We start from the raw sequence: 26,338 nt of genomic DNA, 5'->3' as shown, positions 1-26,338 counted from the left end.
TAAATGTGGCTGAAAAATGGTTTAATGTTGGGAAAATAGTCAATACACATGGTATTAGAGGAGAAGTACGCGTTATTTCAAAAACAGATTTTGCTGAAGAAAGATATGAGCCTGGAAATACTTTATATATTTTCAAGGAAGGATCAACTAATCCGATAGAAGTCATTGTTGACTCTCACCGTGTACATAAAAACTTCGACCTATTAACGTTTGAGGGATTACACTCTATTCAGGATGTTGAACCTTTTAAAGGATCTTTAATAAAAGTATCAGAATCTCAATTATCTGAGCTTGAAGAAGGTGAATATTACTTCCATGAAATTATAGGGTGTAAGATGTATTCAGATAGCGGGGAAGAAATCGGAACAATACGTGAAATTCTGGCAACAGGTGCAAATGATGTTTGGGTTATTCAAAGAAAAGCAGGAAAAGACTTGCTTGTACCTTACATAGATGAAATTGTAAAAGAAATCAACATTGATGAAAAGAAGATCATTATCACACCAATGGAAGGGTTACTTGATTAATGAAGATTGATTTTCTAACTTTGTTTCCAGAGATGTTTCATGGAGTATTAAATGAATCTATTCTTAAAAAAGCTCAAGAAAAAGAAGCTGTTACATTTAATGTGATTAATTTTCGTGAATATTCATCAAATAAACATCAAAATGTTGATGATTATCCTTATGGCGGGGGAGCTGGGATGGTATTAACTCCACAACCTATTTTTGATGCTGTAGAGGACATACGTAAACAGCATAACTCAAAGCCTAAGGTAATATTGGTTTGCCCTCAAGGTGAAAGGTTTACACAAGCAAAAGCAGAACAATTAGCTAGAGAGGATCACCTACTTTTTGTTTGTGGACATTATGAAGGCTACGACGAGAGGATTAGAGAACATCTTGTGACAGATGAGATTTCTATAGGTGACTTTGTCTTAACGGGAGGAGAGCTCGCATCAATGGTCATAACAGATAGTATTGTCCGGCTCCTTCCAGGTGTACTGGGAAACGAGGACTCTCCTATTTTAGATTCTTATAGTTCCGGCTTACTAGAGCACCCCCATTACACAAGACCGGCTGATTTTAGAGGCCTCAAAGTGCCGGAAGTACTTTTATCAGGAAATCACAAATTAATCGCTGAGTGGCGTGAGGAGCAATCTCTAAAAAGAACCTTTGAACGTCGTCCGGACCTATTAGAAAAATACCCGTTGACAGAAAAACAAAAAGCGATCATTAAAAAATGGCAAAATGGAATCTAGCTATTGCACCCAATGTAGTGATATGGTATGATAAATCTCGTGACTTGCTGATGTATAATATGCAAGTCTTTTAAAACGATGTTCCGCTGCAATCTATAAATATTGGAATGAGCATCTGTTGGAAGGAGTTGAAAACGATGCAAAAACTAATTGAAGAAATCACAAAAGAGCAATTAAAATCTGATTTACCTTCTTTCCGTCCTGGTGATACTGTACGTGTACACGTTAGTATCGTTGAGGGTACTCGTGAACGTATTCAGGTATTTGAAGGTGTTGTGATTAAGCGTCGTGGTGGTGGAATTAGCGAAACATTTACTGTTCGTAAGATCTCTTACGGTGTAGGTGTTGAACGTACTTTCCCTGTACACACACCAAAGATCGCGAAGCTAGAAGTTATTCGCCGCGGTAAAGTTCGCCGTGCAAAACTTTACTACCTACGTCAATTACGTGGTAAAGCTGCGCGTATTAAAGAAATTCGATAAGACAGCTTAGTTTACCCTAAGCCTAACATATATGGGTCAGTATACTGTCCGTATAGTTGAAAAGGAGCTTGTTGCTTAACAAGCTCCTTTTTCAATAATACTGTCATTCCTTAACTATTTTTTAAAAACTGTTACATAGAAATAATAATAATAAAAGTCAATTAATAATACGTGTATATCAAGAAACAAACAGTGGACATAATGATTGCTAGAAGCAGGTGAAGATATGACAAAAAAGAAAAATGAAGTCCTAGAGTGGATAAAAGCTTTAGCTATCGCTGTCATCTTAGCGGCAATCATAAGATCCTTCTTTTTTGCACCTATTGTAGTTGATGGTTATTCAATGATGCCAACACTACATACACAAGATAGAATGATTGTGAATAAGTTTTTATATAAAATAGGTGAACCTGAACGTTTTGATATCGTTGTTTTCCATGCTACGGTTGATAAGGATTATATTAAACGAGTAATTGGCTTACCAGGCGATCATGTTGAATATAAAAATGATACGCTGTATATAAATGGTGAAAAATATGAAGAACCATATCTTGATGAATATAAAACTGAACTCATAGATGGTCCTTTAACAGAGCCTTTTGATTTAGAAAGCATTACAGGGGAATCTACGGTACCCCAAGGCTATCTGTTTGTTATGGGTGATAACAGACGGCAAAGTAAAGATAGTAGACATATAGGAACGATACCAATTGAAGAGGTAATGGGGAAAACGAGTTTAGTCTATTGGCCATTCTCACAAATTCGTCTCGTCGAGTAAGAAAAAAGAAGGTGTAATTATGACAATACAATGGTTTCCAGGACATATGGCTAAAGCAAGAAGACAAGTTACCGAAAAGCTTAAATTAATTGATATTGTCTTTGAGCTTGTTGATGCAAGAATTCCAATGTCATCTAGAAATCCAATGATTGATGATATTGTTTCATCCAAACCAAGGATTGTGTTATTGAATAAAGCTGATAAGGCGGATGAAGCAATTACAAAACAGTGGATTGAATATTTTAAAGAACTGAATATTCCTGCAATTGCAATTGACGCTCAATCCGGTACAGGATTAAAGCAAATTACTTCTTTATCAAAGCTTCTATTAAAGGATAAATTTGATAAAATGGCTGCCAAGGGAATTAAGCCTCGTGCGATACGTGCTTTAATCATTGGGATTCCTAATGTAGGTAAATCTACATTGATTAACAGACTTGCAAAGAAAAATATAGCAAAAACTGGAGATCGACCTGGTGTCACAACTGCCCAACAATGGGTAAAGGTAGGGAACGAGCTAGAGCTCTTGGATACACCGGGAATACTATGGCCTAAATTTGAGGATCAGCTTGTAGGTCAAAAGCTTGCAACTACAGGCGCAATAAAAGATGCTATCTTGAACTTACAGGACATAACTGTATTTGCATTAACATTTTTAAAAGAACATTATCCAAATAGACTGATTGAACGGTTTCATTTAGAAGATCTTTCTGATGAAATTGTTTTACTTTTCGATGAAATCGGTAAAAAGCGTGGTTGTATGATGTCAGGCGGGTATATTGATTATGATAAAACGTCTGAGCTCATTTTAAGAGAAATTCGAACAGATAAATTAGGAAGGTTATCCTTTGAAACACCTGCAGATTTTAGAAAAGAATAATACTCAAATGACTCGCTCATGATGCGGGTCTTTATTTATTATATTATGTGCCGATATAATAGATATATATTTATAAAACGTACATACAAAAACAGACAATATGCGTAATAGGGAGAAACAAGACATGCAATTAACGATTAATGAAATTAAACAAAAGCTTTCTTCAATAACAAATGAAGCTGATCCATTTCTAGTTGAGTGTCAGTCTGATCATAGAAAAGGAGTACAGCAATTAGTTGAAAAGTGGTTCAAACAATATGAGCAGCAGAGTAAACTACAAAGTCAGTTTTATAGCATGCTACGCTTTGAGAGAGAAGCTAAAAAGAATGGATTTCATCTTATAGCAGGTATTGATGAGGTTGGCCGTGGACCGTTGGCAGGACCAGTTGTAGCAGCGGCTGTTATTCTAAAAGAGGATTGCTATATTCCTGGATTAACAGATTCTAAAAAACTCACAGCATTGATGAGGGAACGCTTTTATGACATGATTCATGAACAGGCTGAAGCAATAGGTGTTGGAATCGTTTCTCCATCAATTATTGATGAAATTAATATTTATGAAGCAACGAAGCTTGCAATGTCAAAGGCAATTGAAAATCTTTCGAAAACACCGACTTATTTACTATTAGATGCTATGAAACTTAATGTTCAGATTCCACAAACATCAATTATCAAGGGTGATTCTCAAAGTATTTCAATTGCAGCAAGTTCAGTCATTGCAAAAGTTACTCGAGATCGATTAATGGGAAACATTGCGAATCAATATCCTGAGTATGGATTTGCTCAACATATGGGATATGGGACAAGACAACATTTAGAGGCTATAAATGTTCATGGAGTTACTGAGCACCATCGAAAAAGCTTCGCACCAATTAAAGAGCTTCAAAGTCCTTGAGTTAAGGGGAGAAAGAAAATGATTCAATATTCAGCAATCAAAGGATTTCTTAATGATTCTATTGCACAAATGAATATGTCAACAAATAAGTTGACATTAACTAATAATCAAGTAGTTCAAGGGCAAGTACTTAAACTCTTTCCTGATCAAAAAGCTCTAATTCAAATAGGACAATCAAAGTTAGTTGCTCAGCTTGAAGCTTCAATAAATTCTTTAGATCGCTACTGGTTCCGTGTGGAAGGATCTGAACAACAGGGATTACAATTAAAAATCATGAAGCAGGTAAATCAATTGACACACCAGTCAGTAGCAAAAGATTTGCTTTCAATGTTTCAGCAAAAAACATCCAAAGAAAATATAGTATTAACAGATGCATTAGCAAAAGAACACATTCCATTCACCAAGGAACAACTACTAAATGCTATAGAACTGCTGAAGAATACACCCAAAGGAGATGTATCAGCTTTTGTAGAAGCAGTAAAATACGCAATTAAACAAGAATATCCATTAACAGAAAATGTGATAAAGTCCCTCATGCAAACACAATCCAATGTCTCATTAGCAAACCAAATTGATACTTTATTTCATTCATTGCAGGAATTGGATCAGCCATCAAGTACAGTTACACAATTAAAACAATCATTAGTAAGCCTCATGCAAAATTCGGAAGACTTCCTCTCTGTAAAGCAACTTGAGTTAGGCAGAGAGAATCGCTTGACAATAAAAGATATTACAAATGAGATACAAGCGCTAAGGGATATGCTATTGGTTGTTAGTAAAGAAGGTGAAGGACTTGCAAAGGTCAAAGATCAGATTGATTCACTTATCCAACGATTGAACGGTCAAACATTACTTCAACAAGATTTAGGTCCTACAACTCAGATGATCACACAAGTTCCTTTGTTTCCATTGGGTAATTCTGATTTAACCATACAATGGCATGGAAAAAAACAAGAAAATGGAAAAATTGACCCATCATTTTGCCGCATTCTTTTTATTTACAGCTACCTATTCTTAAAGAAATGGTGGTTGATGTACAAATTCAAAACAGAGTGATCACGATTAGCATCACAAATAATTTTGAAAATATAAAACCTATCATATCCAGTCACTCTGAAGGACTAAAAGGGCTCTTAAATGAAATGGACTATAAATTATCTGCTATTCATGTTAAATCATTTGATACAGTAGCAAACCAATCTCATCATAAAGAGCAAGTTAGCATAACAAGTGGTTTTGTTCCTTATACAGGAGTTGATGTGAAGATATGATGAATAAAGATACTGTAAAAAAGGCGGTTGCATTAAGATTTGATAAAGAAAATGAGCAAGGCACCTAAGGTAATTGCAAAAGGTAGTGGATTTGTTGCAGAACAAATACTAGAGAAAGCCAAATATAAAGATATTCACGTACAAGAGGATAAGGCCCTTGTAGAGCTTTTATCAAAACTTGAGATACACCAGCAAATTCCCGAAGAATTATATGAGGCTGTGGCAGAAATATTTGCTTTTGTGTATCACTTAGAGAAAGAAATAATAGAAAAGAACGAATAATTTCTCTAATAGACCTATAGTATGAGAGTGACTCGCTGATTCTCTCATACTTATAGGTTCTTTGTTTTATCTAGGTAAAAAGTCTGTGAAAATTTATATTTTCTTTTATACTTAAAAAATAAAAATTAACTTGAATTTTACTATTTTGTGTGTAATTGTAGACAAGGTTCGAACTATTATATAAAATGAAAGCGCAGTCTAATTTTTATGCAAATTGGTTAGGAGGATGGCAAATGAATATCCATGAGTACCAAGGAAAAGAACTCCTTCGCAAATACGGAGTTTCTGTACCTAATGGACGAGTTGCTTTTTCAGTAGATGAAGCAGTTGAAGCTGCAAAAGAACTTGGAACAGATGTAGTAGTGGTAAAAGCGCAAATCCATGCAGGTGGACGCGGTAAAGCAGGCGGGGTAAAAGTTGCGAAAAACCTTGACGAAGCACGTACATATGCAGAAGAAATTCTAGGAAAAACACTTGTTACACATCAAACAGGTCCTGAAGGTAAGGAAGTAAAACGTCTCCTTATTGAAGAAGGCTGTGATATTAAGAAAGAATATTATATAGGTCTTGTATTGGACCGCGCTACTTCTCGTGTCGTTTTAATGGCTTCTGAAGAGGGTGGAACAGAAATTGAGGAAGTAGCAGAACAAACACCGGAGAAGATCTTTAAAGAGGTTATTGACCCTGCTGTTGGTCTACAAGGCTATCAAGCTAGAAGAATTGCATTCAATATTAATATTCCAAAGGAATTAGTTGGTCAAGCTGTTAAGTTTATGATGGGGCTATATCAAGTATTCGTTGAAAAAGATTGTTCCATCGCAGAGATTAATCCTTTAGTGATAACTGGTGATGGAAAGGTTATGGCACTAGATGCAAAATTGAATTTTGATTCAAATGCATTATATCGCCATAAAGATATCGTAGAATATCGTGATCTTGAAGAAGAAGATCCAAAAGAAATTGAAGCTTCTAAATATGACTTAAGTTATATTTCTTTAGACGGTAATATTGGCTGTATGGTAAACGGTGCCGGTCTTGCTATGTCTACAATGGATATTATTAAGTACTATGGCGGCGAACCTGCAAACTTCCTGGATGTTGGGGGCGGTGCTACTGCAGAAAAAGTAACTGAAGCTTTCAAAATTATTCTTTCTGATCAAAATGTAAAAGGAATTTTCGTTAACATCTTTGGCGGAATCATGAAATGCGATGTAATAGCTGAAGGTGTAGTAGAAGCGACTAAACAGGTTGGCTTAGAAATTCCTCTTGTTGTACGCCTTGAAGGTACAAACGTTGAATTAGGTAAGAAAATTTTAGATGAATCCGGTTTAAATATTACTTCTGCAGAGTCTATGGCTGACGGCGCACAAAAAATCGTTTCATTAGTGAAGTAAGAAAGGCAGGGGACAAACATGAGTGTATTTATTAATAAAGATACAAAAGTTATTGTACAAGGTATCACTGGTTCAACAGCGTTATTCCATACAAAGCAAATGTTGGAGTATGGAACAAATATTGTTGGAGGTGTAACACCTGGTAAAGGTGGTACAGAGGTAGAAGGGGTGCCTGTATTTAATACAGTTCAAGAAGCAGTACAAACGACTGGTGCAAATGCATCTGTTATCTACGTGCCTGCTCCATTCGCTGCAGATGCGATTATGGAAGGTGTAGATGCAGAATTAGATTTGGTCATTTGTATTACAGAACATATTCCTGTAATGGATATGGTAAAAGTGAAGCGCTACATGGAAGGAAAGAAAACTCGCCTTGTAGGGCCAAACTGTCCGGGGGTTATTACTCCTGAAGAGTGCAAAATTGGTATTATGCCTGGATATATTCATAAAAAAGGACATGTTGGCGTTGTATCTCGCTCCGGTACTTTAACGTATGAAGCAGTTCATCAATTATCACAAGCCGGTATTGGTCAATCAACTGCTGTAGGAATCGGCGGGGACCCTGTTAACGGTACAAACTTTATTGATGTCCTTAAAGCTTTCAACGAAGATGAAGACACATACGCTGTCATTATGATTGGAGAAATTGGTGGTACAGCTGAAGAAGAAGCGGCTGAATGGGTAAAAGCGAATATGACAAAACCTGTTGTAGGGTTCATAGGCGGTCAAACAGCACCTCCAGGAAAACGCATGGGTCACGCAGGTGCAATCATTTCAGGTGGTAAAGGTACTGCTGAAGAAAAAATTAAAACAATGAATGCTTGTGGAATTAAAGTGGCTGATACTCCATCTGTTATGGGAGAAACCCTTATTTCAGTATTAAAGGATCAAGGTTTACTTGAAAAATGTAAAACGCATTAATAAATTTAATAGTAGGAACAGGTTTTTTACCTGTTCCTATTTGTCATGCAAAATTGGAGGGAAATATGAATAAAGAATTGTTTTTATTAGCTCATTGTAAGGGAGTAAGTCAGCAGTTACTTCGTAAAATTATGAGTGTAGACCCTACGCTCAAGCTCTTTTTTCATTTGAAAGACCATGAATGGGAATCTTACTTTCAGTTAAAAAAGGAAAAAATTCAAGCTATAAAAAATGAATATCATTCTCTGTCATTCTTAGCTCTCGAACAACAATATAAGAAAGATAACATCATGTTTCTCTCTCTCTATGACCAGGCATACCCACCTTTATTAAAAGAGATTTCTGATCCACCACCATTTTTGTTTTACAAAGGTGATATTGAACTATCTCATTCAGCACAAAGCATTGGTGTTGTAGGTACAAGGAACCCGAGCCAATATGGTAGATTTGCACTGGAATATATAATAAAACCATTGATCGTAAATAATTGGGTGATTGTAAGTGGACTGGCAAAAGGAATCGATGCATTGGCACATACACTTTCTATTAATCAAAAAGGTAAAACCATTGCTGTAATAGCTGGAGGTATTTATCATTTATATCCTAAACAAAATCAACCTCTGGCAGAACAGATCATGTCCTCACATCTCATTCTTTCAGAACATCCTCCATCTACTCCACCTCAAAAATGGCATTTTCCAATGAGAAATAGATTGATTAGTGGTCTTTCCAAGGGCACGATTATTATACAAGCTCAGAAGAAAAGCGGATCACTCATTACAGCCCAACAGGCACTTGATCAAAATCGTGAAGTATTCGCTGTTCCAGGTTCTATTTTTGATGAATACTGCGGAGGAACAAATGAATTAATTCAAAACGGTGCAAAGCTTGTACAGGATGCTTCACATATTATAGAAGAATTTCCTGGGATAAAGTTGTTAATAAATGAATCAAAGGACCGAAAAAAATGTTAATTTAGTTAAAATATTCATGTTTTTTCTTTAAGAATTGGTATATGATTAGGGTAATTTATTTCTAATATGTTTGACAAACCTTATAGGAATATTTAATAATAGTGGAGATTTCAGTATAGGATTAGCATTTTAAAACGCTCCATGCATTAAGTGAGAGCAAAATTAAAATCTTTACTCACGTATTGAATATGCTTCGTTTATTTATATAACAGATAACATCTTAAAAAATGAAAAAGAAATACTAAAGAGAGAATACCTCTTAAGGAGGATACCAGGCATGTCGGATTATTTAGTGATTGTAGAATCACCTGCTAAGGCAAAAACAATTGAGCGTTATTTAGGGAAAAAGTATAAAGTAAAGGCCTCAATGGGACATGTTCGAGATCTGCCAAAGAGTCAAATTGGCGTAGATGTTGAACATAATTTTGAGCCGAAATACATTACAATCAGAGGAAAAGGCTCTGTACTAAAAGAATTAAAGACAGCAGCAAAAAAAGCGAAGAAAGTCTATTTAGCGGCTGACCCGGATCGCGAAGGGGAAGCGATTGCGTGGCATTTAGCTCATAGTCTTGATGTAGACATTAATTCTGATTGTCGTGTTGTGTTCAATGAAATTACTAAGGACGCGATTAAAGAATCCTTTAAGCATCCTCGTTCTATAAATATGGATTTAGTTGATGCACAACAAGCAAGACGTGTCCTAGATCGGTTGGTTGGGTACAAGATAAGCCCTATTTTATGGAAAAAAGTTAAAAAAGGTTTAAGTGCTGGTCGTGTTCAATCAGTAGCAGTAAGACTGATTATTGATAGGGAAAATGAAATCAAAGCATTTGTACCTGAAGAATATTGGTCTATTGAAGGTCAATTTTTAAAAGGGCAAAAAGAATTTGAAGCATCTTTTTACGGAATAAATGGCGAGAAAAAAGCTTTAAATACAGAATCAGAAGTAAAAGAAGTTCTGGAAATTATAAAAGAGAACAAATTTACAGTTGAAAAAGTAACAAAAAAAGAACGAAAACGAAACCCTGCAGTTCCGTTTACAACATCTACTTTACAACAAGAGGCAGCCCGAAAATTAAACTTCAGAGCAAAGAAAACAATGATGATTGCTCAGCAACTTTATGAGGGAATTGATTTAGGAAAAGAAGGAACAGTTGGTTTAATTACCTATATGAGAACCGACTCAACTAGAATTTCCGAGACAGCGCAGAATGAAGCATCACATTATATTACAGAAAAATATGGTCAAGAGTTTTTAGGTACTAACACTAAGTCTGCTAAAAAGAACACGAATGCTCAAGATGCTCATGAAGCGATCCGTCCAACCTCAACATTACGCGATCCTTCCAGCATAAAAGAATTTTTAAGTAGGGATCAATTAAGATTGTACAAATTAATCTGGGAACGGTTTGTTTCCAGTCAAATGGCTCCAGCGATACTCGATACAATGAGCGTTGATTTAGTTAACAATGGAGTATTGTTCCGAGCGAATGGATCAAAAATTAAATTTCCTGGATTTATGAAAGTGTATGTTGAGGGAACTGATGATCAAAAAGTGGAAAAGGATCGACTACTTCCGGAGTTAAAGGAAGGGGATGAAATTTATTCTAAAGATATTGAGCCTTCCCAGCATTTTACTCAGCCACCGCCTCGATATACTGAAGCAAGACTTGTAAAAACGTTAGAAGAGCTTGGGATAGGCAGACCATCCACATACGCACCTACACTAGATACAATTCAAAAAAGAGGGTATGTAACATTAGATAATAAGAGGTTTATTCCAACGGAATTAGGCGAAATTGTGTTGGAGTTGATCAGAGAGTTTTTCCCTGAAATTATCAATGTTGAATTCACTGCTAATATGGAAAACAGCCTTGATGAAGTTGAAGATGGACATATTCAATGGATTAAGATCATCGATAATTTCTATAAAGACTTTTCTCCAAGACTCGAAAAGGCTGAAAATGAAATGGAGAAAATTGAAATAAAAGATGAGCCTGCTGGGGTTGATTGTGAGGAATGTGGTCACCCAATGGTCTTTAAAATGGGCAGATTTGGAAAGTTTATGGCCTGTTCAAACTTTCCGGATTGTCGTAATACAAAACCGATCGTTAAAGAAATTGGAGTAAAATGTCCGAACTGTGAAGAAGGTACGATAGTTGAGAGAAAATCAAAAAAACGCAGAATATTCTATGGGTGTAATCAATACCCTGAATGCGAATTCCTCTCATGGGATAAACCAATTGCAAGAAATTGTCCAAAATGTAGTAAAATGCTCGTTGAGAAAAAACTGAAAAAAGGCATTCAAGTACAATGTATGGAATGTGACTATAAAGAGGAACAACAACAATAGGTGAGCGGAATGACGCTCACCTTTTTTAAGAAAAAAAGGAATGACGGATAATAATATTTATTGCTATAAATGTAGTTGGAGGATTAGGTAAAAATGAATCATGAACCAATGGTAAATGTAATAGGTGCAGGTTTAGCTGGTAGTGAAGCTGTATGGCAATTAGCAAAAAGAGGAATAAAAGTTCGGTTATATGAGATGAGACCTGTAAAACAAACACCGGCACATCACACAGATAAATTTGCAGAGTTAGTTTGTAGTAATTCCTTAAGAGCAAATAATTTAACAAACGCTGTCGGTGTGTTAAAAGAAGAGATGCGGCTATTAGACTCAGTCATTATAAAAGCAGCTGATGAGTGTGCTGTGCCGGCAGGTGGTGCACTTGCAGTAGATCGGCATGAATTCTCTCAAAAGGTAACAGAGCTCGTAAAGGGACACCCTAATGTAACGGTAGTAAATGAAGAAGTCCAGGAGATACCAAATGGTCCTACTATCATTGCTACAGGACCGTTAACATCAAAGAAACTTTCAGAGCAATTAATGTCATTAACTGGTGAGGAGTATTTGTATTTTTATGATGCTGCAGCACCAATTGTTGAGAAGGATAGCGTCAATATGGACAAGGTTTATTTAAAGTCCCGCTATGATAAGGGAGAAGCAGCTTACCTAAATTGTCCCATGACTGAAGAGGAATTCGACCGTTTTTATGAAGCGTTAATAGCTGCAGAAACTGTTCCATTAAAAGAATTCGAAAAGGAAATCTTCTTTGAAGGCTGTATGCCTATTGAAGTAATGGCTCAAAGAGGGAAAAAGACAATGTTGTTTGGTCCCCTTAAACCTGTAGGATTGGAAGATCCTAAAACAGGGAAGAGACCATATGCGGTTGTCCAACTAAGACAGGATGATGCAGCTGGTACACTTTACAACATTGTTGGTTTTCAAACTCACTTAAAATGGGGACCTCAAAAAGAGGTGCTGTCCCTTATCCCTGGATTGGAGAATGTTGAAATTGTTCGATATGGTGTTATGCATCGTAATACATTTATCAACTCCCCTAGATTGCTTGAGCCAACTTATCAATATAAAAATCGAAAAGATCTGTTCTTTGCCGGGCAAATGACTGGTGTTGAAGGGTATGTAGAATCCGCAGCATCTGGATTAGTAGCAGGGATAAATGCAGCACATCTTGTTTTAGATAAAGAGTTGGTTGAATTTCCTAATGAAACAGCGATTGGAAGTATGGCGAAATATATCACATCTACAAATGCAGACAATTTCCAACCAATGAATGCGAATTTTGGTATATTTGCTCCACTTCCAAAACAAATTAAAGGTAAAAAAGAGCGTAATGAAATGCATGCAAAGCGAGCGTTGGAAACAATTCAAAAAATTTCGAAAGATCTATAGAAATAATTTGCAAGGGCTACTACTGTTGTGATAACATTTAGTAGCCCTTTTGTGTTGTTGTGAGGTGTCTAGAGTGACAAATGTTAAGAATTATTTAAATTTGTTCATTGAATATTTACAAATTGAGAAAAATTATTCAAAATATACAATTGTGAATTATACCACAGACATTGAAGATTTTTTTCCTTTATGAAAGAACAAGCAATCCTACATCTAGAAGAAATTACATATAATGATACAAGGTTATATTTAACTCAGTTACATACAAGAAAGTATTCTAGAAAAACAATTTCAAGGAAGATTTCCTCATTAAGAAGTTTTTATAAGTTTCTAATACGAGAAAGTATTCTCAATGAAAATCCTTTTTTACTTGTTTCAATTCCTAAACAGGAGAAGAAAATTCCTCAGTTTCTATATGAAGATGAGATTAAGCAATTATTCTCCGTGTCGGATATTCACACTCCTATAGGACAAAGAAATCAAGCATTAGTTGAAATTTTATATGGCACCGGCATTCGTGTCAGTGAATGTTGTGGGATTAAGATTTCTGATATTGACTTTTTTATCGGAACAATACTTGTTACTGGTAAAGGTGGAAAACAACGATACATTCCATTTGGTGCCTATGCTCAAGATGCGGTAGAACGTTATATTTATGATGGCCGGAAATTATTAATAAGCAAACAGAAGGAAGACCATCTATATTTATTCGCAAATCACCGTGGTGAAGCGCTAACAGACCAGGGAATAAGACATATTCTTAATAGGATGATAAAAAATGTCTCTTCAATTCTACATATTCACCCACATATGTTTAGGCATACTTTTGCTACACATTTATTAAATGAAGGTGCTGATATGAGAAGTGTTCAAGAATTGCTAGGGCATTCACATTTATCTTCTACTCAAGTTTATACACATGTAACAAAAGAACACTTGAAGAAAGTGTATATGGCCCATCACCCTCGAGCTTAATGCTTAATATTGGAGGTAGAAAAATGTCTCAATTTCATGCGACAACAATTTTTGCTATTCATCACAATGGAAAGGCTGCAATGGCAGGTGACGGACAAGTAACGTTAGGTAATGCTGTTGTAATGAAACATACGGCTAAAAAGGTTAGGAAATTATTTAATGGGAAAGTAATTGCTGGTTTTGCAGGCTCGGTTGCTGATGCTTTTACATTATTTGAACTCTTTGAAAGCAGACTTGAAGAATATAATGGGAATTTACAACGTGCTGCAGTAGAACTGGCAAAAGAATGGCGAAGTGACAAGGTATTAAGACGTCTAGAAGCAATGCTGATTGTCATGAATGAGAAAGATCTATTACTAGTATCAGGAACAGGTGAAGTGATAGAACCGGACGATGGTATCTTAGCTATTGGCTCTGGTGGTAATTATGCTTTATCTGCAGGCAGGGCTTTAAAGCGATTTTCAGGTGATCAGTTAACAGCTCGTGAGATTGCGGAGGGAGCTCTAACAATTGCTGGAGAAATCTGTGTTTATACCAATCTGAATATTATTGTTGAAGAACTTTAATTTAAGGGAGGCAGAGCTAAATGAATAACCAACTAACACCAAAACAAATTGTCGAACGTTTAGATCAATATATCATAGGACAAAAGGAAGCAAAAAAAGCAGTAGCGGTTGCATTGAGAAATCGTTATAGAAGAAGTTTATTACAAGAAAAGCTGCGAGAAGAAGTTGTTCCAAAAAATATTCTTATGATAGGACCTACAGGTGTTGGGAAAACGGAGATTGCAAGAAGAATTGCAAAGCTTGTAAATGCTCCATTTATTAAAGTTGAGGCAACAAAATTTACTGAGGTTGGGTATGTCGGTAGAGATGTTGAATCGATGGTTAGAGATTTAGTAGAAACAGCGGTTCGATTAGTAAAGGAAGAAAAAATATCTGATGTAAAAGGGCTTGCTGAAGAAAATGCAAACAAGCGGCTAATTGAGCTGCTCGTTCCTGGTAAGAAAAAACAATCAACTGCGAAGAATCCACTTGAAATGTTGTTTGGTGCAGCTAATCAGCAATCACATGAACAGGATGATCAATCATTTGATGATACATCTATGCAGGAAAAACGCCGTCGAATTGCTCATCAATTAGCATTAGGTGAACTTGAGGATCATTATGTTACCGTTGAGATTGAGGAACAACAAGCTTCAATGTTTGATATGCTCCAAGGTTCGGGTTTGGAACAAATGGGTATGAATATGCAGGATGCTTTAGGAAGTTTAATGCCAAAGAAAAAGAAAAAAGAAAGTTGACTGTTCGAGAAGCAAGAAAGGTGTTAACGAACGAGGAAGCTAGTAAATTAATCGATCTTGATGAAGTGAGTCAAGAAGCTGTTGTAAGAGCGGAACAAACTGGTATTATTTTTATTGATGAGATTGATAAAATTGCCGGCAAGTCAAAAGGTGGTTCTGCTGATGTCTCAAGAGAAGGTGTACAAAGAGACATTTTACCTATTGTTGAAGGATCCACCGTTGTTACGAAGTACGGATCTGTAAAGACAGATCATATGTTATTTATAGCAGCAGGTGCTTTCCATATTGCGAAACCATCTGATCTTATTCCTGAATTACAAGGAAGATTTCCGATTCGGGTAGAACTAACAAAACTTAGCGTTGAAGATTTTGTGAAGATATTAGTTGAGCCGGATAATGCATTATTAAAGCAATATAAAGCTTTAATTGAGACTGAAGGTATAGAATTAGAATTTTCTGACGAAGCTATTCGTAAAATAGCTGAAGTAGCATTTGATGTAAATCAGGACACTGATAATATCGGTGCTCGAAGATTACATACAATACTTGAACGACTATTAGAGGATCTATCATTCGAAGCCCCAGATATTAACCTTGAAAAGATTGTGATTACTCCACAATATGTAGAAGATAAACTAGGTAAAATATCAAAAAATAAAGATCTAAGCCAATTTATATTATAGTACATATAATTTCATATGTTACAGGAGGAACCATACATGTCTTTATTACAAAAAACACGTAAGATTAATGCAATGCTTCAAAGAGCGGCAGGAAAACCAGTAAACTTTAAGGAAATGTCAGAGACACTAAGCGAAGTAATTGAAGCGAATATATTTGTTGTCAGCCGTAGAGGAAAACTACTAGGATTTGCGATTAATCAACAAATTGAAAATGAACGCATGAAAAAAATGTTGGAAGATCGCCAATTCCCTGAAGGTTATACAAACAATCTTTTTAACATAACTGAAACATCTTCAAATATTGATGTTTACAGTGAATATACTGCTTTCCCAGTTGAAAACCGTGAATTATTTGAAAATGGGTTAACAACAATTGTCCCGATTATCGGTGGAGGGGAGCGCTTAGGAACACTTATTCTTGCAAGAGTTCAAGAGCAATTTGCTGATGAGGACTTAATTTTGGCAGAATACGGTGCGACTGTGGTAGGTATGGAAATTTTAAAGGAAAAAGCAGAAGAAATTGAAGAAGAAGCACGTAGCAAAGCAGTTGTTCAAATGGCTATCAGTTCACTTTCTTATAGTGAATTAGAAGCAATTGAACATATCTTTGAAGAATTAAATGGTAATGAAGGATTATTAGTTGCGAGTAAGATTGCTGATCGGGTTGGAATTACAAGATCAGTTATCGTCAATGCACTTCGCAAATTAGAGAGTGCCGGTGTTATTGAATCTCGTTCACTTGGTATGAAAGGAACGTATATTAAAGTATTAAATGCCAAGTTCTTAGTTGAATTAGAAAAAATGAAAACAAATTAAAAAATTTGCAAAAAGGGGATGATCAATTGATCATCCCCTTTTTATGTTACAAGCGTATTACAATTATTAAAATTGGAAAAAAATTATATGTATGGATTTGTCGAATTATATGGTACCTTATAAAAGGATTAATCAGTACCTCTTTTAAACTAGCGTACACCCTCATCCAGTAAAAAAAGCGTAGTACAATAGTCCTCTTTTTAAAATAGATAGAAAATCCGACTTTTTTTTACAAAGTCTTAATGGACTTTAAGACTATTATTTCATACAATTAGATAGGAATTAACATATTTCGACACTATATAATACGTACCTATGTTTACTTTTGTGAGGGGATATCATGAATTTATTTTCAAATACTATTACAAGCCTAGAAAAAGCCATTTCACAGTCAACTGCTAAGCAAAAAGTCATTTCGAAAAATATTGCAAATGTAGATACTCCGAATTATAAAGCTCAAGACGTTCGGTTTGATACGACATTATCGAATGAAATGCAAAAGCTTCAAGCAAATAAAACAAATAGCATGCATATAGAATTCGGCGGTTCAGATTCATCCAGTTTTCGGATCGTAACAAAGAATAATACGAATTATAACCATAATGGTAACAATGTTGATATAGATCAGGAAATGACCGAAATGGCAAAGAACCAAATTCAATATAATGCACTAATTGAGAGATTAAGTGGCAAATTTAACTCATTGAAAACTGTTATAAAAGGTGGCAATTAACCATGTCGATTTTTCAATCAATCAATACATCCGGTTCAGCCTTAACTGCACAACGAGTAAGAATGGATGTTATTTCTTCAAATATGGCCAATATGGATACGACAAGAGGGGAATTTGTAAATGGTGAATGGCAACCATATCGTAGGAAAATGGTTGTTACTCAGCCACAAGGAAATCAATTTTCTTCTTTTTTAAATAAGGCTATAGGCTCAAAAGAAACGGAAGGGGGAGTTAAGGTAACCGAAATTACCGAGGACCAAACTCCCTTTGAACTTGTATATGATCCAGAACACCCAGATGCTAACGGAGAAGGTTATGTAGCAATGCCTAATGTTGATCCCTTAAAGGAAATGGTCGACCTTATTAGCAGCACAAGATCGTATGAAGCTAACGTTACGGTAATGAACGCATCCAAAGGAATGTTAATGAAAGCTCTAGAAATAGGAAAATAGGTGATAGTTATGATAAACAGTGTTAATCCTTTCCAGTTATCAAATCAACCCATTCAAATACAACCTAAGTTTACTTCAATAAATACCAATCAAACAGATAGTAAGACAAGCTTTGGGGAAACTCTGAAACAAGCAATTGATCATGTTAATAAAGCACAGTTAGAGTCTGACAAAATGACAGAAGCACTAGCAACGGGGAAAAATGTAGAACTTCATGATGTGATGATTGCATCTCAGAAATCCAGTATTACACTACTAACTGCGGTGGAAGTAAGAAATAAAGCAATAGAAGCTTATCAAGAGATGATGAGAATGCAAGTTTAGTATAAAGAATCTTTTGAAATACTTTGATTACTAACTAGCAAATGTCATTGTAACCGGGGGATTTTATGGAATGAACGAAAAATTATTAACTATTAAAGACAAACTATCCGGGGTATGGCAACAGAAGAGTAAGTTACAAAAATCAACCATTATTTCAAGTGTAATATTGTTTTTTGTTGTAGTAGGGTTACTAACTTACTTTATGTCCAGACCAAATTTAGTTCCTCTTTATTCAAATCTCTCTCCAGCTGAAACTGGTCAAATAAAAGAAACACTTGATGCAAAAGGTGTAAAATCAGAAATCTCTAACAATGGTACATCAATTTTGGTGCCTAATGAGATGGTCGATACTTTAATGGTTGAGTTAGCTGCGGAAGGTGTTCCTGATTCTGGAATAATTGACTATTCATATTTTGGTCAAGATTCCGGCTTTGGGATGACGGATAAGGAGTTTGATGTAATTAAACTTAAGGCAACACAAACTGAGTTGGCTAATTTAATGAAAGGTATTGAAGGAGTCAAAAATGCAAGTGTGATGATTAACCTTCCAACAGAATCAGTTTTTGTTGGTGATCAACAAGAAGGTTCCTCTGCTTCAGTTGTTCTTAATTTGGAGCCAGGGGCTCAACTTGATCAGGAAAAAGTAAATGCCCTTTTTCATTTGGTTTCAAAAAGTATACCAAATCTTTCGACTGATAATATCGTCATTATGGATCAAAATTTTAACTATTATGATTTAAATGGTGGACAAAATACTTCACCTGGTACAAGCTATGCATCACAACAGGAAATTAAATCACAAATCGAACAAGATATACAAAGAGATGTTCAGAAACTATTAGGCACAATGATGGGACAGGACAAGGTAGTAGTTGCAATAACAACTGATATTGATTTCACTCAAGAAAACCGCGAAGAAAACCTTGTTTCACCTGTTGTAGAAGGGGAAGACGAAGGATTAGCTGTAAGTGTTGAACGAATAACTGAGGCTTACACTGGTAATGGAGCTGCAGCAGCAGGTGGTGTGAATGGAACTGGGGAAACGGATGTTCCAGGATATGAAGCGACAACAGAAACCTCAGGTGATGGAGATTACGAGCGAATTGAGGAAAGAATTAATAACGAAGTGAATCGTATAAATAAACAGATTGTTGAAAGTCCTTATAAAATTCGTGATTTGGGAATTCAAGTTATGGTTGAACCACCGGATCCTGAAGATCCACTATCATTTACACCAGAACGAGAAGAAGATATTCAACAAATTCTTTCAACTGTAGTAAGGACATCTATTAATAAGGATTTTTCAGAAGAGCCGCTATCGGATGAGGAAGTTGACTCCAAAATTGTTGTATCAGTTCAACCATTTGACGGAAAACTTCAAACTGAAGAAACAGAAGCAAGTCAAACGATTCCTATATGGATGTATATTGTTGGAGGCGTCTTGTTATTAGCGATCGTTATTCTTATCATTCTTCTTATTAGAAAGAAAAAAGAAAGTGAAGAAGAATATGAAGAGGATGATATCCCTGTTGAAACTTCGTTTAATGTCCCGGACATTAACCATGAAGTTGAATCAGAGACTACTGTCCGTAAAAAACAACTTGAAAAAATGGCAAAAGAGAATCCGGAAGATTTTGCAAAACTATTGCGTACTTGGATATCTGAAGACTAGGAGGTTAGAGACTTGGCAAGAAAAGAAAATAACGCATTGACAGGTAAACAGAAAGCAGCCATTCTCTTAATCTCTTTAGGTCCGGAGGTATCTGCATCTGTCTATAAACATTTATCTGAAGAAGAGATTGAAAGACTTACTTTAGAGATTTCCGGTGTTCGCAAAGTCGAAGCCGAGAAGAAGGAAGAAATAATAGAGGAATTTCACGATATTGCGATGGCTCAAGAGTTTATTTCACAGGGTGGTATAGCTTATGCGAAAGAAGTGCTGGAAAAAGCCCTCGGTTCTGAGAAGGCAACAAGCATTATTCATAGGCTTACTTCATCCTTACAAGTTAAACCGTTTGATTTTGCAAGGAAAGCGGATCCTTCTCAAATATTGAATTTTATTCAAAATGAACATCCACAAACAATTGCACTTATTTTGTCCTATTTAGAACCTGCTCAATCTGGTCAAATACTATCAGAATTGCCACAAGAGCTACAGGCTGATGTTGCAAGAAGGATTGCTGTAATGGATCGAACAGCTCCTGAAATTATTAATGAAGTTGAACAAATTCTTGAACGAAAGCTATCATCAACAGTTACTCAAGATTTCACACAAACCGGTGGAATTGAAGCAGTAGTGGAAGTGCTAAATGGAGTTGACAGAACCACGGAAAGAACGATTTTAGATTCTCTTGAAATACAAGACCCTGTCTTGGCGGAAGAAATTAAAAAGAGAATGTTTGTGTTTGAAGATATTGTTACGCTCGATAACCGTGCAATACAACGTGTAATCAGAGATGTGGAGAATGAAGACCTAATGCTGTCACTTAAAGTGGCCAGTGAGGAAGTTCGCGATGTTGTGTATAAGAACATGTCTAAACGTATGGTAGATACATTTAAAGAAGAAATGGAATTTATGGGACCTGTTAGACTTCGCGATGTTGAAGAAGCTCAGTCAAGAATTGTCGGAGTGATTAGAAGACTTGAAGAAGCCGGAGAAATTGTCATAGCCCGCGGTGGAGGAGATGATATTATTGTCTAGGCTGATTAAGTCGCAATATACAAATCATCATGAAGAGGGAAAAAAATTGCTGTTCAAACAATTAAAACACTTCTCCAAGAAAAATTGAATGAAAATAACCCTGAAATGATCAAAGAGGCTTCTTTTATCATTCAATCTGCAAAAAATGATGCAGACCAAATGATCCAAAAGGCTATGGAAGAATCTTCAATCATCCAACAGCAAATACAGTTCGAAAAGAGTAATTGGGATCAGGAACATGAACAATTAATGGAACAGGCTAAACAAGAAGGATATGCAGAAGGTTTAGAACTCGGTAGACAGGAAGCATTGAGACAATACCAGTCAATGATTGAAGAATCGAATCATGTCATTGAATTGTCTAAACGTGATTATGACGAAAAAATCCAATCAGCAGAAAATGCCATATTAGAACTTTCGATAAAAATTGCAGAAAAAATCATAGCTGCTAAATTATCGGAATCACCTAATCATTTTCTACCTCTTGTCAAAAAGGGTCTAAGCGAAGTGAAGGATTATGAACATATTAAAATACACGTCCATCCTCAATATTACGAATTCGTATTAAGTCAAAAGGACGAATTAAGAACATTGGTGACAAATGATACAGATTTTAATATCTATGCCAATACAGAATTAAACGAACATGATTGTTTTATAGAATCTGCTTTTGGTCGAATAGATGCCAGCATTGATACACAATTAGAACAATTAAAAAAACAATTAATGGATTTACTAGGGTAAGAGGTGGTATGAACTGAGAGCAGCAGATTTAGTACATGCAATCGACACATTGGATTCTTATAAACGATACGGAAAAGTAAAAAGAGTTGTTGGTCTTATGATTGAATCAAGAGGTCCGGAAAGCTCAATTGGTGACTTGTGCTACATTTATGCCGGATCTACGAATAAAGCGAAAATTCCTGCTGAGGTTGTTGGCTTTAAGGATGAAAATGTTCTCCTCATGCCTTATCTGCAAGTAACACATATTTCTCCCGGAAGTATTGTTGAGGCAACAGAACAGCCTTTAACTGTAAAAGTAGGTACAGGCCTGATTGGACAAGTACTAGATTCATTTGGCTTACCTTTAAATGAGTCATCACTACCGAAAGGCTTAGCTAGGGTTCCAACAGATCAATCACCTCCAAATCCAATGAAACGTCCACCCATCCATGAAAAAATGGAAGTCGGAGTGCGAGTTATTGATAGTCTCTTAACTGTGGGTAAAGGTCAACGTGTGGGTATATTTGCAGGTAGTGGTGTTGGGAAAAGTACATTAATGGGTATGATTGCAAGAAATACAAATGCAGACTTAAATGTAATCGCGTTAATAGGTGAACGTGGTCGGGAAGTACGTGAATTTATTGATCGGGATTTAGGTCCGGAAGGTTTAAAAAGATCCATCGTCGTTGTTGCTACATCCGACCAACCTGCATTAATGAGACTGAAAGCAGCTTACACTGCCACTGCCATAGCTGAATACTTTCGTGATAAAGGATTGAACGTAATGTTTATGATGGATTCCGTTACTCGTGTTGCAATGGCTCAGCGTGAAATAGGGCTTGCCGTTGGCGAGCCTCCAACGACAAAAGGATATACACCGTCTGTATTTGCTATTTTGCCCAAATTATTAGAACGTACGGGTACGAATGAACTTGGAACAATTACAGCTTTCTATACAGTCTTAGTAGATGGTGATGATTTGAATGAGCCAATCTCTGATACTGTTCGCGGAATTTTAGATGGGCATATTGTGTTAGATCGACAGCTAGCAAATAAAGGCCAATTCCCGGCAATAAATGTGTTAAAAAGTATAAGTCGTGTTATGAATCAAATTGTTGATTCCAATCATAAAAGCTCAGCATCTAAATTACGAGATCTTTTATCCACATACTTAAACTCTGAAGACTTAATCAATATTGGTGCATACAAAAGAGGTTCATCTAGAGAAATAGATGAAGCGATTAAGTATTATCCAAAAATCATTTCATATTTGAAACAAAATGTTGAAGATAAAGTTTCCATTGAACAAAGTATTAGTTCGCTTAATCAGTTGATTGAAAAAGGTGATTTTTAATGTCAATTCATTTTCGATTTCAAAAAATAATGGATATTAAAGAAAATGAAAAAGAACAATCTCTTGCGGAGTATAACCAGTCTGTTAATGATTTTGAAACAGTGGCAAGCAAACTCTATGAATCTCTAAAACAAAAAGAGGTACTGGAGGAAAATACTCTTTTAAGACTGAATTCAGGTATGTCTGTACAAGAAATAAGACATTATCAACAATTCGTAACAAACATTGAAAAAACCATTTCCCATTATCAAAATCTCGTTTTGTTAACTCGCAATAGAATGAATGAAAAGCAATCGAAGCTTATGTATCAAAACATGGAATTAAAGAAGTATGAAAAGCTAAAAGAAAAACAGTTTAACGAATATGTTCATCACTCAAAACAGCTTGAAAATAAGTTTATGGATGATCTTTCAATTCAAACTTTTATGTACCGTGGAAATTAGGTGAATACAGATGGAAACCGAAAAGCAGGAATATAGTAAACTTCAATGGTTTTTCTTTGTAATCTTTATTCCGGTTGTTTTTACACTAACACTTGTATTAATTATTTTATCTGTTGCAGGCTTTGACGTACTAGGAAAAGCAAAGTCAACGATCACAAGTATTCCTGTTGTTGAAAACTTAGTAAATAAAGAGGAAGAAAAAACTGATGAATCAGCGATTGCGGTAAAAGAACAAGAAACACTGGAAGAAAACAAAAAACTTGAGAAAAAGATCGAAGATCAAGCAAACTTGATTAGTGCATTAGAAAACGATGTTGAAACAAAAGAAAAAGAAGTTCAAAAATTAACCCAAGAAATTAGTTCCTTAGAAAAACAAATAGAAGAAATAGCAAAAGCTGAAGAAGAGAGCCAATCAAGAGATATTGGTAAACTTTATGATAATATGAGCAGCAAAAAAGCCGCGGGGATTATTCCAAACCTCACGCAAGAGGATGCTTTATTAATCCTGTCGTCTCTTGATGACAAACAAGTTGCGGATATTTTATCTAAAATGTCTGTTGAGGATGCTGTAAAGTTTACTAATCTTTTATCTTCAAACTCAGAGTAAAAGGAAGGTGGAATTTTGGAGATCTTACCATTTTCACAAAAAGTAAATTCATTATCCACTACTTCTGGTCAAGGCTCTAAAACTAGTAGTTTGAGTTTTAGAAACTTATTGTCTAGAGAAAGTGCGGTCAAGCAACTTGATGAAACAAATCGTTTGAATAACTCTAGTTCCGAGAAAATATCAATTGAAGGAATTATTAATGATTTAAATAATATTGTGAATCAGCTTCAACAAGAGACAATTTCAACTGAATCTATAGGAGAAGTGAATATTACTTCTTTTCTTGATGAAAGTGGAGAAATATCAGCAACATTATATTCAATTAGCATTGAAATAGCGGAGGTATTGTCTGAAAAGCTTTCAATAATTGAGCTTATAGGAGAACTTAAAAACGAACCAACAATTGTAAATATTTTATCTTTGGTTAAAGTAATAGAAGATTCGGGTGATTCAATACAATCTGATTTCAACTCGGTATTGACTGATATTAATAAGTACTTAGAGAATGAATTTCCTTCTTTTAAAAATGACCAATCAATTAGTTTAGAAAGTATGTTGAAAAGTTTTGCTAAAATGAATTCCAAAGACCAAACACAGCTAGAAGGACAGATGCTAATAAGTAGGTTAATAAACAAGGGAACAGAAAATGTTGAAATATTAGATAAATTGTTAGAGATAAGCAATGATTTAAAAGTTCATAAAAATGAGTCGATCCAAAGTGATTTACAAGTGAAAAATAACATAATCGCCGAACTCAGCTCTGTTTCTTCCTTGACTGATCATAAGGAGTTAATTAAAAGTTTATTAGAGAAAGCTGATCTTCAAGCAATAAAATCATTATTCGTTAATGAAGTTGATAGATTTTTACAAAAAGACATAAAAAATAATCTCAATTTGCTAAATGAATTCGAACAGCATGTTAATTTTATGTCGGTTGATTCAAAAAAACAATTACAAGTTGAGAACTTTGCCAACGATATAAGAGAAGAAACTTTTGTTATTCATCTTAATCAGCTGAATTCAAGTGAGAATGAGTCACAAGGATTTACCAAAACAGATATTTCTTCTCGTCATGAGTTTACAAATCAACTTTTGAATGCTTTTAAAAATAGTAAATTCGGACAAATGCCTAATGGAGCTAATAGGCTTATACTTAAGCTTAACCCAGAGCATTTAGGTTTAATTACAGTAAGGCTCATTCAAAAGAATGGAGGAGTGATGGTCGCTCGCCTTATTACTTCTTCTCAATCTGCTAAAGACTTATTAGATCATAGTATTCATCAGTTAAAACAGGTGCTACCTTCTGTTCAAATAGAAATTGAACGTTATGAGGTTCAAGCTGAGCAACCTCCAAAAACGTTGAGAGATCATTCTGAAAACAGAGGAGACAGCAATAGTGAGCAGCAACAACAGCAGCATGACGAAGAAGATAATAGTGAACAAACCTTTATAAATTCATTAAGAGAAGCATTAAATACAACTGTGTAAGGAGGCGATCTCATGACATCGATTGATCCTACTTTATTATTATCGAGTAAACCATCAACTACGAATACAGGTAGCTCAAACCTTGGAAAAGATGAGTTTTTGAAAATATTAATGACACAATTACAAAACCAAGATCCTCTAAATCCGATGGAGGATAAGGAATTTATTGCACAAATGGCTCAGTTTTCTACCTTAGAGCAAACAACAAATATGGCCAGTATGTTAGAGAAGTATATTAATATTCAGACGCAAGGAGATTCTATCATAAAGTATTCAGAAATGATTGGCAAAAATATCGAATGGAAGAACTCTAATGAAGAAACTGGAACAGGTGTAGTAAAATCTGTAAAAAAAGGTGATAAAGGCCTTGAATTAGAACTTGAAAATGGTTCTTTCATTTCAGTTGATAACATTATAAAAGTATCCAAAGCAGATTAATAATGGTGATGAACAATGTCTCTACAAATAAATAATATCAATCATTTTCAATCAGGGCAGCAGATTCAAAAACAAATTTCAAAGCCTAATAGATTTAAAGAATATTTAACTAATGAAATAAATGAAAAGCATCATTTGAAAATTAGTAAACATGCCCATGAAAGGTTAAGCCAAAGGCATATAACTATATCCGAGGCAGATTGGTCACTTATTGAAAATAAGATACACAAGGCAAGTCAGATGGGTGTTAAGGATTCACTAGTTCTACTAAATGAAGCAGCGCTAATCATCAACACCCAAAATAATACGGTTATTACAGCAATGGATCGTGAAGAAGCAAAAACACAGATTTTTACGAATATTAATGGAACAATTATTATGGATTAATGGCTGGACCAAATAT

28 protein-coding genes and 2 pseudogenes are annotated in these 26,338 nt (G+C 35.3%); all 30 read left to right on the top strand.

From position 1 onward, the window contains the following. Positions 1–5 precede the first annotated feature (5 nt). The 30 genes and pseudogenes from rimM (at position 6) to AC0L8O_RS12670 (ending at position 26,322) form a co-directional block, all read left to right on the top strand. On the top strand, positions 6–527 hold the full coding sequence (gene rimM / locus AC0L8O_RS12815) for a ribosome maturation factor RimM (RefSeq protein WP_473448466.1): 522 nt from the start codon (positions 6–8) through the stop codon (positions 525–527). Next, the gene (trmD, locus tag AC0L8O_RS12810; RefSeq protein WP_473448463.1) at positions 527–1,261 is read left to right on the top strand and encodes a tRNA (guanosine(37)-N1)-methyltransferase TrmD; all 735 of its coding nucleotides are present in this window, start codon (positions 527–529) and stop codon (positions 1,259–1,261) included. Before rimM ends, trmD begins: the two co-directional genes overlap by 1 nt. 137 nt (positions 1,262–1,398) lie before the next feature. Beyond that, entirely contained in the window at positions 1,399–1,743 is a 345-nt protein-coding gene (gene rplS, locus AC0L8O_RS12805; protein WP_473448460.1) for a 50S ribosomal protein L19, read from the top strand. Between the two features lie 226 nt (positions 1,744–1,969). Further along, entirely contained in the window at positions 1,970–2,521 is a 552-nt protein-coding gene (lepB, locus tag AC0L8O_RS12800; protein WP_473448457.1) for a signal peptidase I, read from the top strand. Positions 2,522–2,540: 19 nt separating this feature from the next. Further along, positions 2,541–3,401: a ribosome biogenesis GTPase YlqF gene (gene ylqF, locus AC0L8O_RS12795; RefSeq protein ID WP_473448454.1), complete on the top strand. Its 861-nt coding sequence runs from the start codon at positions 2,541–2,543 to the stop codon at positions 3,399–3,401. A 124-nt stretch (positions 3,402–3,525) separates the two neighbouring features. Beyond that, a complete protein-coding gene (locus AC0L8O_RS12790; RefSeq protein ID WP_473448452.1) occupies positions 3,526–4,296 on the top strand; it encodes a ribonuclease HII in 771 nt (256 codons plus the stop codon). Between the two features lie 18 nt (positions 4,297–4,314). Further along, positions 4,315–5,352, top strand: a complete 1,038-nt coding sequence (locus tag AC0L8O_RS12785) for a hypothetical protein (protein WP_473448451.1) — start codon at positions 4,315–4,317, stop codon at positions 5,350–5,352. Between the two features lie 86 nt (positions 5,353–5,438). Continuing rightward, positions 5,439–5,567 carry a hypothetical protein gene (locus AC0L8O_RS12780; RefSeq protein ID WP_473448449.1) on the top strand — a complete coding sequence of 43 codons (129 nt, stop codon included), beginning with the start codon at positions 5,439–5,441 and terminating at the stop codon, positions 5,565–5,567. A 39-nt stretch (positions 5,568–5,606) separates the two neighbouring features. Continuing rightward, positions 5,607–5,849: an EscU/YscU/HrcU family type III secretion system export apparatus switch protein gene (locus tag AC0L8O_RS12775; protein WP_473448446.1), complete on the top strand. Its 243-nt coding sequence runs from the start codon at positions 5,607–5,609 to the stop codon at positions 5,847–5,849. A 233-nt stretch (positions 5,850–6,082) separates the two neighbouring features. Next, complete coding sequence (gene sucC / locus AC0L8O_RS12770) at positions 6,083–7,243, top strand: ADP-forming succinate--CoA ligase subunit beta (protein ID WP_473448444.1); 1,161 nt, start codon at positions 6,083–6,085, stop codon at positions 7,241–7,243. A gap of 18 nt (positions 7,244–7,261) precedes the next feature. Beyond that, positions 7,262–8,164, top strand: a complete 903-nt coding sequence (sucD, locus tag AC0L8O_RS12765; RefSeq protein WP_026559365.1) for a succinate--CoA ligase subunit alpha — start codon at positions 7,262–7,264, stop codon at positions 8,162–8,164. A 65-nt stretch (positions 8,165–8,229) separates the two neighbouring features. Then, a complete protein-coding gene (gene dprA, locus AC0L8O_RS12760) occupies positions 8,230–9,138 on the top strand; it encodes a DNA-processing protein DprA (protein ID WP_473448441.1) in 909 nt (302 codons plus the stop codon). A 277-nt stretch (positions 9,139–9,415) separates the two neighbouring features. Further along, on the top strand, positions 9,416–11,491 hold the full coding sequence (topA, locus tag AC0L8O_RS12755) for a type I DNA topoisomerase (RefSeq protein WP_473448438.1): 2,076 nt from the start codon (positions 9,416–9,418) through the stop codon (positions 11,489–11,491). Between the two features lie 93 nt (positions 11,492–11,584). Then, entirely contained in the window at positions 11,585–12,895 is a 1,311-nt protein-coding gene (gene trmFO / locus AC0L8O_RS12750; protein ID WP_473448435.1) for an FADH(2)-oxidizing methylenetetrahydrofolate--tRNA-(uracil(54)-C(5))-methyltransferase TrmFO, read from the top strand. Between the two features lie 73 nt (positions 12,896–12,968). Continuing rightward, positions 12,969–13,870: pseudogene (gene xerC, locus AC0L8O_RS12745) on the top strand (tyrosine recombinase XerC). Positions 13,871–13,893: 23 nt separating this feature from the next. Beyond that, on the top strand, positions 13,894–14,436 hold the full coding sequence (hslV, locus tag AC0L8O_RS12740) for an ATP-dependent protease subunit HslV (RefSeq protein WP_026559361.1): 543 nt from the start codon (positions 13,894–13,896) through the stop codon (positions 14,434–14,436). A 20-nt stretch (positions 14,437–14,456) separates the two neighbouring features. Beyond that, a pseudogene (gene hslU, locus AC0L8O_RS12735) lies at positions 14,457–15,856 on the top strand (HslU--HslV peptidase ATPase subunit). 36 nt (positions 15,857–15,892) lie between these two features. Next, entirely contained in the window at positions 15,893–16,672 is a 780-nt protein-coding gene (codY, locus tag AC0L8O_RS12730; protein WP_368659201.1) for a GTP-sensing pleiotropic transcriptional regulator CodY, read from the top strand. Between the two features lie 340 nt (positions 16,673–17,012). After that, complete coding sequence (gene flgB, locus AC0L8O_RS12725) at positions 17,013–17,405, top strand: flagellar basal body rod protein FlgB (protein WP_473448430.1); 393 nt, start codon at positions 17,013–17,015, stop codon at positions 17,403–17,405. Positions 17,406–17,407: 2 nt separating this feature from the next. Further along, positions 17,408–17,857 carry a flagellar basal body rod protein FlgC gene (gene flgC, locus AC0L8O_RS12720; RefSeq protein WP_473448427.1) on the top strand — a complete coding sequence of 150 codons (450 nt, stop codon included), beginning with the start codon at positions 17,408–17,410 and terminating at the stop codon, positions 17,855–17,857. Positions 17,858–17,866: 9 nt separating this feature from the next. Continuing rightward, a complete protein-coding gene (fliE, locus tag AC0L8O_RS12715; RefSeq protein ID WP_473448425.1) occupies positions 17,867–18,181 on the top strand; it encodes a flagellar hook-basal body complex protein FliE in 315 nt (104 codons plus the stop codon). Positions 18,182–18,251: 70 nt separating this feature from the next. Then, positions 18,252–19,853, top strand: a complete 1,602-nt coding sequence (fliF, locus tag AC0L8O_RS12710; protein WP_473448422.1) for a flagellar basal-body MS-ring/collar protein FliF — start codon at positions 18,252–18,254, stop codon at positions 19,851–19,853. 12 nt (positions 19,854–19,865) lie between these two features. After that, on the top strand, positions 19,866–20,882 hold the full coding sequence (gene fliG, locus AC0L8O_RS12705) for a flagellar motor switch protein FliG (protein ID WP_473448419.1): 1,017 nt from the start codon (positions 19,866–19,868) through the stop codon (positions 20,880–20,882). 84 nt (positions 20,883–20,966) lie between these two features. Then, the gene (gene fliH, locus AC0L8O_RS12700; protein ID WP_473448416.1) at positions 20,967–21,626 is read left to right on the top strand and encodes a flagellar assembly protein FliH; all 660 of its coding nucleotides are present in this window, start codon (positions 20,967–20,969) and stop codon (positions 21,624–21,626) included. Between the two features lie 13 nt (positions 21,627–21,639). Further along, the gene (gene fliI / locus AC0L8O_RS12695) at positions 21,640–22,959 is read left to right on the top strand and encodes a flagellar protein export ATPase FliI (protein WP_473448861.1); all 1,320 of its coding nucleotides are present in this window, start codon (positions 21,640–21,642) and stop codon (positions 22,957–22,959) included. Next, positions 22,959–23,402 carry a flagellar export protein FliJ gene (gene fliJ / locus AC0L8O_RS12690; RefSeq protein WP_473448413.1) on the top strand — a complete coding sequence of 148 codons (444 nt, stop codon included), beginning with the start codon at positions 22,959–22,961 and terminating at the stop codon, positions 23,400–23,402. Before fliI ends, fliJ begins: the two co-directional genes overlap by 1 nt. 10 nt (positions 23,403–23,412) lie before the next feature. Beyond that, a complete protein-coding gene (locus tag AC0L8O_RS12685; protein ID WP_473448410.1) occupies positions 23,413–24,009 on the top strand; it encodes a MotE family protein in 597 nt (198 codons plus the stop codon). 15 nt (positions 24,010–24,024) lie between these two features. Next, on the top strand, positions 24,025–25,497 hold the full coding sequence (locus AC0L8O_RS12680) for a flagellar hook-length control protein FliK (protein WP_473448408.1): 1,473 nt from the start codon (positions 24,025–24,027) through the stop codon (positions 25,495–25,497). A gap of 12 nt (positions 25,498–25,509) precedes the next feature. After that, complete coding sequence (flgD, locus tag AC0L8O_RS12675; RefSeq protein WP_473448405.1) at positions 25,510–25,935, top strand: flagellar hook assembly protein FlgD; 426 nt, start codon at positions 25,510–25,512, stop codon at positions 25,933–25,935. 15 nt (positions 25,936–25,950) lie between these two features. Continuing rightward, positions 25,951–26,322: a TIGR02530 family flagellar biosynthesis protein gene (locus AC0L8O_RS12670; protein WP_473448402.1), complete on the top strand. Its 372-nt coding sequence runs from the start codon at positions 25,951–25,953 to the stop codon at positions 26,320–26,322. Positions 26,323–26,338: the final 16 nt, after the last annotated feature.

The organism is Metabacillus sp. KJ11-3 (assembly GCF_055808295.1).
The sequence above is the reverse complement of the archived record's forward strand: the minus strand, read 5'-3'. Positions and strand labels throughout refer to the sequence as shown.

Bases quoted from the DNA above. Each gene is read 5' to 3' on its own strand.
- lepB (WP_473448457.1), top strand. From the start codon at position 1,970: ATGACAAAAAAGAAAAATGAAGTCCTAGAGTGGATAAAAGCTTTAGCT.
- AC0L8O_RS12670 (WP_473448402.1), top strand. From the start codon at position 25,951: ATGTCTCTACAAATAAATAATATCAATCATTTTCAATCAGGGCAGCAG.
- AC0L8O_RS12780 (WP_473448449.1), top strand. From the start codon at position 5,439: ATGGACTATAAATTATCTGCTATTCATGTTAAATCATTTGATACAGTA.
- trmD (WP_473448463.1), top strand. From the start codon at position 527: ATGAAGATTGATTTTCTAACTTTGTTTCCAGAGATGTTTCATGGAGTA.
- trmFO (WP_473448435.1), top strand. From the start codon at position 11,585: ATGAATCATGAACCAATGGTAAATGTAATAGGTGCAGGTTTAGCTGGT.
- sucC (WP_473448444.1), top strand. From the start codon at position 6,083: ATGAATATCCATGAGTACCAAGGAAAAGAACTCCTTCGCAAATACGGA.
- dprA (WP_473448441.1), top strand. From the start codon at position 8,230: ATGAATAAAGAATTGTTTTTATTAGCTCATTGTAAGGGAGTAAGTCAG.
- ylqF (WP_473448454.1), top strand. From the start codon at position 2,541: ATGACAATACAATGGTTTCCAGGACATATGGCTAAAGCAAGAAGACAA.
- hslV (WP_026559361.1), top strand. From the start codon at position 13,894: ATGTCTCAATTTCATGCGACAACAATTTTTGCTATTCATCACAATGGA.
- flgB (WP_473448430.1), top strand. From the start codon at position 17,013: ATGAATTTATTTTCAAATACTATTACAAGCCTAGAAAAAGCCATTTCA.
- codY (WP_368659201.1), top strand. From the start codon at position 15,893: ATGTCTTTATTACAAAAAACACGTAAGATTAATGCAATGCTTCAAAGA.
- flgD (WP_473448405.1), top strand. From the start codon at position 25,510: ATGACATCGATTGATCCTACTTTATTATTATCGAGTAAACCATCAACT.
- AC0L8O_RS12790 (WP_473448452.1), top strand. From the start codon at position 3,526: ATGCAATTAACGATTAATGAAATTAAACAAAAGCTTTCTTCAATAACA.
- fliE (WP_473448425.1), top strand. From the start codon at position 17,867: ATGATAAACAGTGTTAATCCTTTCCAGTTATCAAATCAACCCATTCAA.
- AC0L8O_RS12785 (WP_473448451.1), top strand. From the start codon at position 4,315: ATGATTCAATATTCAGCAATCAAAGGATTTCTTAATGATTCTATTGCA.
- fliF (WP_473448422.1), top strand. From the start codon at position 18,252: ATGAACGAAAAATTATTAACTATTAAAGACAAACTATCCGGGGTATGG.
- sucD (WP_026559365.1), top strand. From the start codon at position 7,262: ATGAGTGTATTTATTAATAAAGATACAAAAGTTATTGTACAAGGTATC.
- flgC (WP_473448427.1), top strand. From the start codon at position 17,408: ATGTCGATTTTTCAATCAATCAATACATCCGGTTCAGCCTTAACTGCA.
- fliJ (WP_473448413.1), top strand. From the start codon at position 22,959: ATGTCAATTCATTTTCGATTTCAAAAAATAATGGATATTAAAGAAAAT.
- rplS (WP_473448460.1), top strand. From the start codon at position 1,399: ATGCAAAAACTAATTGAAGAAATCACAAAAGAGCAATTAAAATCTGAT.
- topA (WP_473448438.1), top strand. From the start codon at position 9,416: ATGTCGGATTATTTAGTGATTGTAGAATCACCTGCTAAGGCAAAAACA.
- AC0L8O_RS12685 (WP_473448410.1), top strand. From the start codon at position 23,413: ATGGAAACCGAAAAGCAGGAATATAGTAAACTTCAATGGTTTTTCTTT.